Source organism: Bradyrhizobium sp. 33ap4, from assembly GCF_032654765.1.
Taxonomy (GTDB): Bacteria; Pseudomonadota; Alphaproteobacteria; order Rhizobiales; family Xanthobacteraceae; genus Bradyrhizobium; species Bradyrhizobium australafricanum.
On record NZ_JAUMTJ010000009.1, the window covers coordinates 121,914 to 135,530 of the forward strand.

General features: G+C 64.8%; 10 protein-coding genes and 1 tRNA gene. 8 read left to right on the forward strand and 3 right to left on the reverse strand.

The features are described from left to right. Positions 1 to 27: 27 nt before the first annotated feature. Both Q2M23_RS09515 and Q2M23_RS09520 read left to right on the forward strand, forming a co-directional pair. Complete coding sequence (locus tag Q2M23_RS09515) at positions 28 to 1,140, forward strand: alpha/beta hydrolase (protein WP_316395405.1); 1,113 nt, start codon at positions 28 to 30, stop codon at positions 1,138 to 1,140. Between the two features lie 167 nt (positions 1,141 to 1,307). Beyond that, the gene (locus Q2M23_RS09520) at positions 1,308 to 1,721 is read left to right on the forward strand and encodes an EVE domain-containing protein (protein ID WP_057021328.1); all 414 of its coding nucleotides are present in this window, start codon (positions 1,308 to 1,310) and stop codon (positions 1,719 to 1,721) included. A gap of 157 nt (positions 1,722 to 1,878) precedes the next feature. Here the strand turns inward: Q2M23_RS09520 and Q2M23_RS09525 are convergent, their stop codons facing one another. Then, entirely contained in the window at positions 1,879 to 3,057 is a 1,179-nt protein-coding gene (locus tag Q2M23_RS09525; RefSeq protein ID WP_076835000.1) for a DNA topoisomerase IB, read from the reverse strand. 771 nt (positions 3,058 to 3,828) lie between these two features. On the opposite strand from Q2M23_RS09525, the gene acs reads away from it, so the two are divergent. Beyond that, positions 3,829 to 5,781: an acetate--CoA ligase gene (acs, locus tag Q2M23_RS09530; protein WP_057021358.1), complete on the forward strand. Its 1,953-nt coding sequence runs from the start codon at positions 3,829 to 3,831 to the stop codon at positions 5,779 to 5,781. A gap of 339 nt (positions 5,782 to 6,120) precedes the next feature. Further along, positions 6,121 to 6,636: a L,D-transpeptidase gene (locus tag Q2M23_RS09535; protein WP_168858081.1), complete on the forward strand. Its 516-nt coding sequence runs from the start codon at positions 6,121 to 6,123 to the stop codon at positions 6,634 to 6,636. Positions 6,637 to 6,715: 79 nt separating this feature from the next. Here Q2M23_RS09535 and Q2M23_RS09540 read toward each other — a convergent pair whose 3' ends face one another. Then, positions 6,716 to 7,213, reverse strand: a complete 498-nt coding sequence (locus tag Q2M23_RS09540; protein WP_316395406.1) for a thermonuclease family protein — start codon at positions 7,211 to 7,213, stop codon at positions 6,716 to 6,718. A gap of 425 nt (positions 7,214 to 7,638) precedes the next feature. Here Q2M23_RS09540 and Q2M23_RS09545 point away from each other — a divergent pair. Further along, positions 7,639 to 7,715, forward strand: a tRNA-Ser gene (locus Q2M23_RS09545). A gap of 329 nt (positions 7,716 to 8,044) precedes the next feature. Here the strand turns inward: Q2M23_RS09545 and Q2M23_RS09550 are convergent. Continuing rightward, positions 8,045 to 8,272, reverse strand: coding sequence for a DUF1674 domain-containing protein (locus Q2M23_RS09550; protein ID WP_057021331.1), 228 nt, complete (start codon positions 8,270 to 8,272; stop codon positions 8,045 to 8,047). 175 nt (positions 8,273 to 8,447) lie between these two features. Here Q2M23_RS09550 and Q2M23_RS09555 point away from each other — a divergent pair, with 175 nt between their 5' ends. The 3 genes from Q2M23_RS09555 to purH all read left to right on the forward strand — a co-directional run bounded on the left by Q2M23_RS09555 (position 8,448) and on the right by purH (position 13,524). Then, positions 8,448 to 9,794 (forward strand): RsmB/NOP family class I SAM-dependent RNA methyltransferase, encoded by a 1,347-nt coding sequence (locus Q2M23_RS09555; RefSeq protein WP_316395407.1) that lies wholly within the window; start codon positions 8,448 to 8,450, stop codon positions 9,792 to 9,794. A 153-nt stretch (positions 9,795 to 9,947) separates the two neighbouring features. Continuing rightward, entirely contained in the window at positions 9,948 to 11,699 is a 1,752-nt protein-coding gene (locus Q2M23_RS09560; RefSeq protein ID WP_316395408.1) for a heparinase II/III family protein, read from the forward strand. Positions 11,700 to 11,931: 232 nt separating this feature from the next. Then, a complete protein-coding gene (purH, locus tag Q2M23_RS09565) occupies positions 11,932 to 13,524 on the forward strand; it encodes a bifunctional phosphoribosylaminoimidazolecarboxamide formyltransferase/IMP cyclohydrolase (protein WP_316395409.1) in 1,593 nt (530 codons plus the stop codon). Positions 13,525 to 13,617 lie beyond the last annotated feature (93 nt).

Consider the following 13,617-nt stretch of genomic DNA (forward strand, 5'->3'; position numbering starts at 1 on the left):
CGAAAAACGGATCCCAAGGGAAAACCCATGCGTCAACCGCATCGCGCCATCCTTTCGATCAGCCTCGCCGTCGCATTCACCGCCTCATCCGCCATAGCCCACGCCCAAACGGCCGCCACCTACGACGACCTTGCCAAGAGCGAGGCCGCCGCCAATGCCGACAACGGCAAGCGGGTCGCGCCGCTCAAATCGATCGGCAATCCAACCGCCGACGTGTCTGCCGAGATGCAGGCAATGATCGGCGCGCCCTATCCGCCGCATTTCAATGCCGACCCCAAAACCCCTGCGGAATGGAAGGAGTTGATCGATCGCCGCGCCAAGCTTCTGATCGCGGGTATTCCGGCGCTGAAGGCGAAGCTCGGCGTCAAGGTCGAGGAAACCAGGCTTGCCGGCGTGCACTGCTACATCGTGACCCCGAACAAGATCGCGCTCGAGAACAGGCGACGCCTGCTGATCCACGTCCATGGCGGTGGTTACGTGTTCGGCCCCGGCGAAGCCGCGTTGCCGGAAGCCATCATGATGGCCGGCTTTGGCGGCTTCAAGGTCCTCTCGGTCGACTACCGGATGCCGCCGGACTTCCCCTATCCGGCCGCGATGGACGACGCGATGGCGGTCTGGAAGGAAGTTCTGAAATCGCACGAGCACCGCCGGCTGGCCATCTTCGGCACCTCAACCGGTGGGGCGATGACGCTTGCGATGGTGTTGCGGGCGAAGGATGAGAAGCTGCCGCTGCCCGCCGCCATCGCGCCGGGCACGCCATGGTCCGATATCGACAAGATCGGCGACAGCTACGCGAGCAATGAATGGGTCGACAACGTGCTGGTGACCTGGGACGGCTGGCTCGGCCGCGCCGCCAGGCTTTATTCAAACGGCACCAGCCTGAAGAACCCCTACATTTCGCCGATCTATGGTGACTTCAAGGGCTTCCCACCGACCATCCTGACATCGGGCACGCGCGATCTCTTCCTCAGCAACACGGTTCGCACGCATCGCAAGTTGCGCCGCGCCGGCGTGATCGCCGATCTCAATGTCTATGAGGGGCAGTCGCACGCGCAGTACCAGTTCAACGTCGACGCGCCCGAGACGAAGGAGACGTTCACCGACATCGCCAAGTTCTTCGATCGCTATTTGAAACAGTAAATGCCGCGCTTCTTGATTTGACGCGTTTTCTTCACGCGAACCGGCATCCATCCCGCATCAAGTGCGGGACAGGCTTCGCTTGAAAACGCTCTGGATCGGGTGCCCGTGCTTGTCGCGGGCATCGACGTCGCTGTAGATTGCGGCGCAATCGAACGGGGTGAGTTGCGATGAATTACTGGCTGGTGAAATCCGAACCGTCGGTCTGGTCGTGGGACCATCAGGTCGCCAAGGGCGCGAAGGGCGAAGCCTGGACCGGCGTGCGCAACTTCACGGCACGGCAGAATCTCGTCAACATGAAGAAGGGCGACAAGGCGTTCTTCTATCATTCCAACGAGGGCAAGGAGATCGTCGGCATCGCCGAAATCATCAAGGAAGCCTATCCCGACCCGACCGACAAGACCGGCAAGTTCGTCTGCGTCGACATCAAGGCCGACAAGCCGCTGAAGACGCCGGTGACGATGGCCGCGATCAAGGCGGACAAGAAGCTCGCCGACATGGCGCTGGTCAAATATTCGCGGCTTTCGGTGCAGCCGGTGACCGCGGAGGAGTGGAAATACGTCTGCAAGATGGGCGGGCTGTGATGTCTCGTCCAACTCTACTGTCGTCCCGGCGAAGGCCGGGACCCATTACCCCGAATGTCGATTGCTGAAACGAGCTGGGGCCACAGCGAATTCTAGTCACAGGCGGCTGTGGTAATGGGTCCCGGCTTTCGCCGGGACGACGATAGGGGATGCGGACCTACGCCCCGGCCGCCATCACCACCTGCGCCAGCAATTGCTCGCGCTTGCTTTGGGTGCGGTAGCCTCCCATCGTCGCGGCGAAGCGTTCGAGGATGCCGTCCTCGAACGCGGTGACGATGGTGTCGTGGACATAGCTCTTGCGGCAGATCGCCGGCGTGTTGGACAGCTGGTCGGCGGCGGCGCGGATCGCATCCAGCACCTGGCGCTTGCGGCCGCGCTGGCTGGTGGCCGGCGTGATCCGCGACAGCGATTCCACGACGACCGCCGACGCCATCAGGGTGCGGAAATCCTTCAGCGAGATCTTGATGCCGGCGATCTCGCGCAGGAACGCGTTCACCGCCGTGGTCGAGGCGGCCCGTACCACGCCGGAGCGGTCGTAATACTGAAACATGCGCTTGCCCGGGACGCCGCGCAGGATGCCGATCGCACGCACCAGCTTGGCCGCATCGCATTCCTTGCGCACGGCCTTGCCGCCCTTGGCCTTGAAGGTCAGCACCAGGGAGTCGTCTTCCAGCGTGACGTTGGACTTCAAGAGCGTGGTGGCGCCGCGGGTGCCGTTGAGGCGCGCATAGGATTCGTTGCCAGGCCGGATCGCGGTGCGCGCGATTAGTTCGATCACCGCCGACAGCGCGAACTCGCGCGTCGGCTCGTCGCCGGACAGAAACGCCGAGACCTTGCGCCGGATCTTCGGCAGCGCGGCCACCAGCTTGGCGAGGCGATGCGCCTTGCGCTGCTCGCGAACCTTCTCCCAGTCAGCGTGATAGCGATATTGCAGCCGGCCCGCGGCATCGCGGCCGACCGCCTGCAGATGCGAGCTCGGATCGCTGGAATAGCGCACCTGGCGATAGGCCGGCGGGACCGCCATCGCGTGCAGCCGGCGGATGGTGCGCGCATCGCGGACCCGCGAGCCATTGGCACGGACGAATGAATAGGTCTTGCCGCGCTTGATGCGGCGGATGGTCAATTCGTTCTGGTCGCCGAGCCGCAGGCCCAGATCGCGCGCCAGTTCTTCAACCGTCGTTCTGATGGCAGCGGGCGCGTCGAGCTTGAGTTTTGCCGGCGGCTGCAGCCTGGCCCGCGGCGGCTTGGACGGCCACTGGCCCAGTGCCTTTGCCAAGGCGACAGCGGGATCGGCGGAAACGGGCCGCACAGCCGCGATATTCTGCTGATCCATCATTACTCTCGCAAGACGCCTTGTTCCGCTGTTCTCCCGGTAATGCCGTTGCTTCGGGCTTCGTTCCGGTGGGCCGTCTGGCCTCGGAAACGCGATTTAGGGCGTCGGGGCCGACATTGCGAGTCGCGAATCAGTTATTGACTGTATTAAATTACCTTTCATGGGTGCCATTCGCCCGCTAACGTTGATTTTGGGCTGCCCGGGATCGGACAAAATGACGCGAGCGCGGTGCCGGAAACCGGCCTTTGAACGCCCGGAGGTCCACCGCGGTCCCCCAGATCAGGTCAGCGACCTTGCCCTTTCGCGCGCCGCTCTCGCCGGGGCGCGGCTCGAGCTCGGCAGCCACGGGACGGTCCAACCGCTGGCCGCAATCAAGGATTATTCGGTCACGAACGTGTTGACGCAGCTCATCGCGGCGGCGTCCGACAATTCGTTCAATTGTGCCCGAAGCCGTCGATCAAAATCGGCGTCAGCGCATCGTCGTCGCTCGCGGCACCACTGCAGCGACGGCGAACGCGCAGAGAACGATACCACTACGACCAAGAGACCAGTGACCCCGAGCAAGCGATGGCGCATAGGTTTCTCTCGTCGATGCGTTGCGGTAAGCCGTCCTATCACAAGCGGAAGCCGGCGGACTATCCGGCGGCTTCAACGCGACGAAAGTGACAGTCCTTTTTCCTTGCCGGGCCGGAATGCGGCAACGCATAATCGCGGCAATGATCAAGACGGCTTGCCGTCGCGTCGTGCGCGATCGGCAATGAGTGGAGGAAAATGATGTCCGAGAAGATCTATGACGTGTCGGCCGACTGGGCCAAGCGCGCCTATATCGATGACGCCAAATATCGCGAGATGTATGCGCACTCGGTCAAGGACCCGAACGGCTTCTGGGCCGAGCACGGCAAGCGGATCGACTGGATCAAGCCCTTCACCAAGGTCGAGAACGTCTCCTTCGCACCGGGCAACATCTCGATCAAATGGTTCGAGGATGGCGTGCTGAACGTCGCCTGGAACTGCATCGACCGCCATCTCGACAAGCGCGGCGACCAGACCGCGATCATCTGGGAGGGCGACGATCCCTCCGAATCCAAACACATCACCTACCGCCAGCTGCACGACGAAGTCTGCAAGATGGCCAACATCCTGCGCACGCGGAACGTCAAGAAGGGCGATCGCGTCACGATCTACCTGCCGATGATTCCGGAAGCGGCCTACGCTATGCTGGCCTGCGCGCGGATCGGCGCCATCCATTCGGTGGTGTTCGGCGGTTTCTCGCCGGACAGCCTCGCCCAGCGCATCAAGGACTGCGACTCGAAGGTGGTGATTACCGCCGACGAGGGCCTGCGCGGCGGCAGGAAAGTGCCGCTGAAGGCCAATGTCGATGCCGCCATCGCCAAGACCGGCGGCGTCGATTGGGTCGTGGTGGTGAAGCGCACCGGCGGCAAGATCGACATGAACCCGACCCGCGACCTCTGGTATCACGAGGCCGCTGCGATGGTGACGACGGAATGCCCGGCCGAGCATATGCACGCCGAGGATCCGCTGTTCATCCTCTACACCTCGGGCTCGACCGGAACGCCGAAGGGCGTGCTGCACACCTCGGCCGGCTACCTCGTGTTTGCGTCGATGACGCATCAATACGTGTTCGATTATCACGACGGCGACATCTATTGGTGCACCGCCGACGTCGGCTGGGTCACCGGCCACAGCTACATTCTCTACGGGCCGCTCTGTAACGGTGCGACCACGCTGATGTTCGAGGGCGTGCCGAACTATCCGGACAATTCGCGCTTCTGGAACGTGGTCGACAAGCACAAGGTCAACATCTTCTACACCGCGCCGACCGCGATCCGCGCGCTGATGCAGGGTGGCGACGAACCGGTGAAGAAGACCTCGCGCAAATCGCTGCGCCTGCTCGGCTCGGTCGGCGAGCCGATCAATCCGGAAGCCTGGGAGTGGTATTACCGCGTGGTCGGCGACGACCGCTGCCCGATCGTCGACACCTGGTGGCAGACCGAGACCGGCGGCATCCTGATCACGCCGCTGCCCGGCGCGACCAAGCTGAAGCCCGGTTCGGCGACACGGCCGTTCTTCGGCGTGGTGCCGGAGATCGTCGATGCAGACGGCAAGACGCTCGACGGCGAGACCTCGGGCAATCTCTGCCTGACCAGGTCATGGCCAGGCCAGATGCGCACGGTCTATGGCGACCACGCGCGGTTCGAGCAGACCTATTTCTCGACCTACAAGAACAAGTATTTCACCGGCGACGGCTGCCGGCGCGATGCCGACGGCTATTACTGGATCACCGGCCGCGTCGACGACGTCATCAACGTCTCCGGCCACCGCATGGGCACCGCCGAGGTCGAGAGCTCGCTGGTCGCGCATGAGGCGGTGTCGGAAGCCGCTGTCGTCGGCTACCCGCACGACATCAAGGGTCAGGGCATCTACGCCTATGTCACGCTGATGAAGGGCACCGAGCCGACGGAAGCGCTGCGCAAGGAGCTGGTCGCCTGGGTCCGCAAGGACATCGGCCCCATCGCCTCGCCGGACCTGATCCAGTTCGCGCCCGGCCTGCCCAAGACGCGCTCCGGCAAGATCATGCGCCGCATCCTGCGCAAGATCGCCGAGGACGAGTCGTCGAGCCTCGGCGACACCTCAACCCTGGCCGATCCGGCCGTGGTCGACGACCTCGTGCAGAACCGTCAGAACAAGAAGGGCGCGCCGGCGTAAGGCCAGCAGCAGCAAGGATCAGAAGACCAAACAAGGGCCGCGCGCGATCACCGCCGCGGCCCTTCCCCGTTTGCTGCAACGGGCGCTTCACGGGATTGTCATAGGCAAGGCATGATTGAGGCGCGTTTGTGGCCAAGTGTTGTTTCCAGGTCATTTACTTTAATCCGAACTTTTCATTCTCTCCCGCCATCAGGACGTGTCTTGCGGCCGGTGTGAAACCACCCGGTTAACACACGCAGTTAATGTTGCGTGCGTGAGACCGGCAGGCCCGGTTTTTCAAGGGCTCTGCATTTTCGTTTTTGGCTTCCTTGCGGGAGCTGTTGGGAAGTGGAGAGGTTGATGTCGAGGAAGTTTGCGGTGGCGCTGGCTGCCACCCTTGGTGCGGTTGCTTTGATGTCGCAGGCGGCCGAAGCCCGGCCGGAAATGGTGGGAATACACGCCGACAACTATGAGCCAGGCACCATCGTCGTGAAGACCAACGAACGGCGGCTCTACCTCATTCTCGATTCCGGCCACGCGATGCGTTACCCGGTCGGTGTCGGCAAGTCCGGCAAGCAGTGGGCCGGCACCACGAAGATCGACGGCAAATATCGCAACCCAGCCTGGTCGCCGCCCGCCGAGGTCAAGCGCGACAAGCCCAGCATCCCGAACGTGATCGCCGGCGGCTCGCCGCATAACCCGATGGGCGTCGCTGCGATGACGCTGGCCGGCGGTGAATATGCGATCCACGGCACCAACGTGCCGGGCTCGGTCGGCGGTTTCGTCTCCTACGGCTGCATCCGCATGCTCAACACCGACATCACCGACCTCTATTCGCGCGTCGAGATTGGCACGACGGTCGTCGTCACCCGCTGATCAGGCACAGCGCCTCGTCCAAAGCAAGGCCGCGCAGATGCGCGGCTTTTGTTTGCCCAGCCTGGTTTGACGCTGTCGCCTAGCGCGCGAAATATCCGCACCAGCCGAACCAGTGCCCGCCATTGTAGGCCCGCGCATGACCGGCCGCGAGCAGCGCGGCCGAGACGTTGTCGGTCTTCCTGGTCGCGACGTCGGCGACGACACGGCCCTGATATTTGTCGGGACCGACATTGTAGATCGCGACGTCGCCCTGGCCGAGCAGGTCACGCAGCGCCACCGTCGCCGCTTGCGCCATCTGCAGTTCGCGCGCACACGACGCCTTCAGCTCCGGCGCATCGATGCCGCGCAGCCGGACTCGCGTGTACAGATCCGGGCCCGGCGAGAAATGCACCCGCGCCTCGAACGTGTCGCCGTCGATCGTCCTGATCACATCAACGTTGTGCCTGATGTCGGGCGCGCCGGCCCGCTGCCAGATCACGTCGGTGTCGCGCGACCTGCCGAGCGACCAATGCGGCGGCAGATGCACCCATTGTCGGATCGGCAGCGTGCTGCCGACGGCAATGCCGAGCACGAACACCCATGGCAGCGCCGCCGAGACGCGGCGGCCCCAAGGGGTCCGGCGGAAAGGCGGACCCGACGCTTTGCGGTGAGTACGAATCCTGTCAGAGGGATACATTGTCTTAAGGAGCGCCCAAGTCGACCGATAAGACAGGGCAAGCCGGTGCTCTCGGTGAGGTTGTGTGGCATAGCTGAAGTTGCCACAGAGCAGACAAAGGCCGCGCCGCCTTGTCTCGATTCTACACCTAGACTAGCGCTGGTTGGTCTAGAACCCCTCTCCGGAATGTACGCCATATCTAGCGAGGTGGCTTCGGGGCCTTCCTACGAGTTGTGCTTTGATGGTCTTGTGACGTTGCCCGAATCTCGAACGTCTGCCATAACGCAAAGCGCCCCGACCCTTCCGGGCGGGGCGTTGATGAGCCGGTGACACGGCTCATTTGGTAACCGGGCGTAGCTCAGCTGGATAGAGCACGGGACTGCTAATCCCGAGGTCGTAGGTCCGAGTCCTGCCGTCCGGGCCATTTGCGAGACTGGGCCTCCTCTTGCGGGGAGGCCTTTTTCTTTACCTGACCATATTGCCTGAGTCGATTCGACTCCTCAATCCAAATAATGCACTTAATAGCGCTTTATTAGTGTGAGCATGCAATGGTTGGACGCCCTCCAAACGAAGGGGAAAGCGAAACCTTTAAGGTCACGGTACCCAAGCCGCTCTACGAGAGCTTGGTCTACCTCGCGCGGCACACACACATCGGATCATCGGTCAGCGAAGTAGCGAGTTACTTGCTGAAAGAGCGGATATCCCAAATGGTCGAGTTGCAGATTCCGAAACGCACGCCGAACGGGTAGTGCCTCAAAAATCCGAAGCGATGCCCTTGGTCTCCCAATCGCCGTAACGCGTCGGTTCCGGCCCCTTCGGACCCTGGAACTCCTTCGGCCGCGCAGCCGCGTTCTGCGCGGCCGCCTCCTCGGCAGCCCTGCGCCGCGCGGCGGCCTCGGCGAGCGCGCGTTGCGCGGCTGGCGTCAGCGGCTTGCGCGGCGCGGCCTCCAGCGGCGATGACAACGGCGATTTATCAGACATGGCAAAACTTTCTGCCTGCGGATTCCGTATCTCTGTACTGGCTCAGTGACGACATCACGATCACGAAATCCCGCAAGGCGATTCTTACATTTGGCATATTCGCATGCCAGAGGTGGTATGGAGTTGATGGGCATGAGCCGAATGTAACTCAGCACCTTTGAGATATCTCCGCTTCATGCCTCCTTCAAGATTTGCAGTACCTGCCGAAGTCCCCGGTCTCGCGGCTCGCCGCATCGCGGCCGACATCCTCGATGGCGTGCTGCACAAGCACCGCACGCTCGACGACCAGCTCGACGGCGCCGGCGCGCATCCCGGCCTGAAATCGCTCGCCGATCGCGACCGTGCGCTGATGCGCCGGCTGGTGTCGACCATCTTGCGCAAGCTCGGCACGCTCGGCCATCTGCTGTCGCGCCTGCTCGATCGCGGCATCCCGACTGATGCGCCGCGCGCGCAGAGCGCGCTCCTGATCGGCGCGGCACAGATTCTCTGGATGGACGTGCCCGACCATGCCGCGGTCGATCTCTCGGTGCGGCTGGTGCAGTCCGACCGGCGCGCCGCGAAATATGCCGGGCTCGTCAACGCCGTGCTGCGCCGCTGCGCGCGCGAGGGCCAGGGCCTGATTGACGAGATCAGCATGCAGACCCTGAACCTGCCGCCATGGATGCTGGCGCGCTGGAACGCGCATTACGGCGAAGCTACCGCGCGCGACATGGCGCTTGCGCTCGGCCACGAGCCGTCGCTCGATCTGACGGTGAAGTCGGACGCGGCGCAATGGGCGGCCCGCCTGCACGGCGAGACGCTGCCGACGGGAACCGTGCGCACGCTGCTGCAGGGTTCCATCACGATGCTGCCCGGCTTTGCCGAAGGCCAGTGGTGGGTGCAGGACGCCGCCGCCGCGCTGCCGGTGCGGCTGTTCGGCGACATCAAGGACAAGGCGGTCGCGGATCTCTGCGCCGCGCCCGGCGGCAAGACCGCCCAGCTCGCGCTGGCCGGCGCGCACGTCACCGCGGTCGACCGCTCGCCGGCGCGTGTGGCGCGGCTGCGCGACAATCTCACGCGTCTGGCGTTGCAGGCCGAGACCGTCGTCGCCGACGCCGCCGAATGGCCCGCCGAGGCCGCAAGCTTCGACGGTATCCTGGTCGATGCGCCCTGCAGCTCGACGGGAACCATCCGCCGCCATCCCGACGTCGCCTGGCTGCGGCAGGAAGGCGACATCGCCGCGCTGTCGGCGCTGCAGAAGCGGCTGTTGCAAAAAGCCGCCAATCTGCTGAAGCCCGGCGGCACGCTGGTCTACTGCACCTGCTCGCTGGAGCCGGAGGAAGGCGAGCACGCGATCGCCGCGCTGCTGGCGAGCGAATCAGGCCTGCGCCGTGCGCCGGTCGAGACAAGCGAGGTCGCCGGCCTCGACGACATCATCACCGCCGACGGCGATCTGCGCACTTTGCCGAGCCATTTGCCCAATGCCGACCCGCGGCTCGGCGGGCTGGATGGATTTTACGCGGCCCGGCTGGTTAAATCCTGATTTTAAACTTCAGTCCTCTAAGCTCGAAGTGATTCGTGCGGTATCAAGAGGGTGCCTGGGCAGGTGTCTGGGCAGGTGCCTTGGCAGGTGTCTTGGCCGCGTTTCCGGACTAAATAAGGATTCGTTGAAAATTCCCTCCCCGCAAGGTTAGGCGTGTCGGTCGCTCAAAGCAGACGCATCTCGACGCTGATTGCTGGCCGCTTTGCCCGCAGCATGCTCGCACGCGCCAGCGGGAGCACGATTGCGCTGTCGCGGCTCTGGCCCGGCCGCACCGACCGGCTGGTCATCGCCCCGCACGATCTGCGGACCGCCGACGCCACCCGCGCGGCCGAGATCTATGCCGGACGATTCGTCTTCGCCGGCAAGATCGTCACCTGCCACGGCCGCTCGATCTTCGATCTCGAGCCACCGTCGGAGGATTGGGAAGCCGCCCTGCTCGGCTTTGGCTGGCTGCGCCACCTGCGCGCGGCCGACACCGCGCTGACCCGCGCCAACGCCCGTTCGCTGGTCGACGACTGGATCTCCAACCAGGCCCGCAAGCGGCCGCTGGAGCGCCGCGCCGATGTGCGCGCGCGGCGGGTGATCTCGCTGCTGTCGCAGGCACCGCTGGTGCTCGGCGACACCGACGGAAAATTCTACCGCAAATATCTGCGCGGGCTGGCGCGCGAGATCCGCTATCTGCGCCACGCGACGCTCGACAATGACGGCGTTCCGCGCCTGCAGGTGCTGATCGCGCTGTGCTACGCCTCGCTCTGTCTCGCCAACCAGGCGCGCAACATCAAATCGGCGACGCGCAAGCTGTCCGACGAATTGCAGCGCCAGATCCTGCCCGATGGCGGCCACATCTCGCGCAATCCCGGCGCGCTGGTCGAACTGCTCAGCGATCTCCTGCCGCTGCGACAGACCTTTGCTGCACGGAATATCGCGCCGCCGCCGGCGCTGCTCAACGCCATCGACCGCATGATGCCGATGCTGCGCTTCTTCCGGCACGGCGACGGCAGCTTCGCGCTGTTCAACGGCATGAGCACCGCGCCGTCCGATCTCGTCGCGACGCTGCTCGCCTATGACGACACCCGCGGCGTGCCGATGGCGAGCATGCCGCATACCGGCTTTCAGCGGCTTGATGCCGGCAACACCGCCTTGATCATCGATACCGGCCCGCCGCCGCCGGCCAGCGTCAGCCAGGACGCGCATGCCGGCTGCCTGTCGTTCGAGCTGTCCTCCGGCGTGAGCCGCATCGTCGTCAATTGCGGCATGCCGAGCACCGGCCGCGACAATTGGCGGCCGTTCGCGCGCTCCACCGCGGCGCATTCGACGCTGACCTATCGCGATACCTCGTCATGCCAGTTCGTCGAGCTGTCGGCGATGAAGCGGCTGCTCCGCGGCGCGCCCATCACCAGCGGTCCGAGCAATGTCGAGAGCTACCGCGAAGCCGTTCCCGACGGCGACGTGCTCACCGCCTCGCATGACGGCTATCTCTCGCGCTTCGGCGTGATCCACCGCCGTGTGCTGATGGTCTCGCAGGACGGCACGCGGCTGGAGGGCGAAGATTCGCTGTCGCCGGCGCCGGGCGGCCGCATCAAGGGCAGCGAGGCCGATTTCGCGCTGCGCTTCCATTTGCATCCCTCGGTGAAGGCGAGCCGGCTGTCGGATGCCCGCGGCGTGATGCTGGTGCTGCCCAACCGCGACGTCTGGACCTTCGAGGCGATGGACGACAAGGTCGATCTCGAGGACAGCGTGTTCCTGGCCGGCAATGACGGCCCGCGCCGCACCTCCCAGATCGTGATCCGGCAGGACGCGAGGCAGGCCGGCACCATCCGCTGGAGCTTCGTGCGCTCCTCGACCTCGGCCTCCGCCACCACCGCGCGCCGCAACGCCCGCCGCGAGCCGGAACTGCCGCTGTAGGACGGGTGAGTCCTCCGACCCGTCATCCTGAGGAGCCGCGAAGCGGCGTCTCGAAGGATGCACGGCCCTGCCGGTGGCCGTCGACCCTTCGAGACGCGCTGCGCGCTCCTCAGGGTGACGGGGAAAGAATACCGAACCACCCTCAATTTGCGGGGAATCAGGCGCATGTACCGGTTTCGTACGGCACAAAACCATGCTACCCGGCTGCCTTAACAGCCAGGGATTTTCCGATATGACCGAGCAGCTTCGCCGCGTGACCCGCGCTCTGTTGTCCGTTTCCGACAAGACCGGACTGATCGATTTCGCCAAGGCGCTGGCCGACCATGGCGTCGAGCTGGTCTCGACCGGCGGCACCGCCAAGGCGATCGCGGCGGCGGGGCTGAAGGTCAAGGACGTCTCCGAGCTCACCGGTTTTCCGGAGATGATGGATGGCCGGGTCAAGACGCTGCATCCGAAGGTGCATGGCGGCCTGCTCGCGATCCGCGACAACAAGGAACACGCCGCGGCGATGGCCTCGCACGGCATCGCGCCGATCGACCTCTTGGTCGTCAACCTCTATCCGTTCGAGGCCACCGTCGACAAAGGCGCCGGCTTCGAGGAGTGCATCGAGAACATCGACATCGGCGGGCCCGCGATGATCCGCGCCGCGGCCAAGAACCATGACGACGTCGCCGTGGTGGTCGAGGCGAACGACTATTCTGCCGTGCTCGACGAGCTCGCCGCGCACAAGGGCGCGACCTCGCTTCAGTTGCGCCGCCGGCTCGCCGCCAAGGCCTATGCGCGCACCGCGGCCTATGACGCCGCGATCTCGAACTGGTTTGCCGTACAGCTCGACACCAAGGCGCCGGACTTCCGCGCCTTTGGCGGCAAGCTGATCCAGTCGCTGCGCTATGGCGAGAACCCGCACCAGACCGCGGCGTTCTATGCCACGCCGGAGAAGCGGCCGGGCGTTGCGACCGCACGCCAGCTGCAAGGCAAGGAACTGTCCTACAACAACATCAACGACACCGACGCGGCCTATGAATGCGTCGGCGAGTTCGATCCGCAGCGCACCGCGGCGTGCGTCATCGTCAAGCACGCCAATCCCTGCGGCGTTGCCGAGGGACCCGATCTCGCCACCGCCTATGCCCGCGCGCTGGCCTGCGACTCCACCTCGGCCTATGGCGGCATCATCGCGGTCAATCGCCCGCTCGATGCGGACGCCGCGCGCGCCATCATCGGCATCTTCACCGAGGTGATCATCGCGCCCGACGCGACCGAGGAGGCGATCTCGATCATCGCCGGCCGGCGCAATCTCCGCCTTCTGCTCGCCGGCGGCCTGCCGAACGCGCGCGCGGTCGGCCTCACCGCCAAGACCGTCGCCGGCGGCCTCCTGGTGCAGAGCCGCGACAATGCCGTGGTCGAGGACATGAACCTGAAGGTCGCGACCAAGCGCGCGCCGACCGACGCCGAGCTGCGCGATCTCAAATTCGCCTTCCGCGTCGCCAAGCACGTCAAGTCGAACACCATCATCTACGCCAAGGACCTCGCGACCGTCGGCATCGGCGCCGGCCAGATGAGCCGAGTCGATTCCGCGCGGATCGCCGCGCGCAAGGCGCTGGATGCGGCGGCCGAGCTGAAGCTCGCCGAGCCCCTGACCAAGGGCTCGGTGGTCGCCTCCGACGCCTTCTTCCCGTTCGCCGACGGCATGCTGGCCTGCATCGAGGCCGGCGCCACCGCGGTGATCCAGCCCGGCGGCTCGATGCGCGACGACGAGGTGATCAAGGCCGCCGACGAGCACGGCATCGCCATGGTGTTCACCGGCGTGCGGCATTTCCGGCATTGAGTACGACCTGTAGCCCGGATGGAGCGTAGCGAAATCCGGGGCGGTTTCTCCGCGGACCAAAGACCCCGGATTGCGCTTCGCTCCATCCGGGCT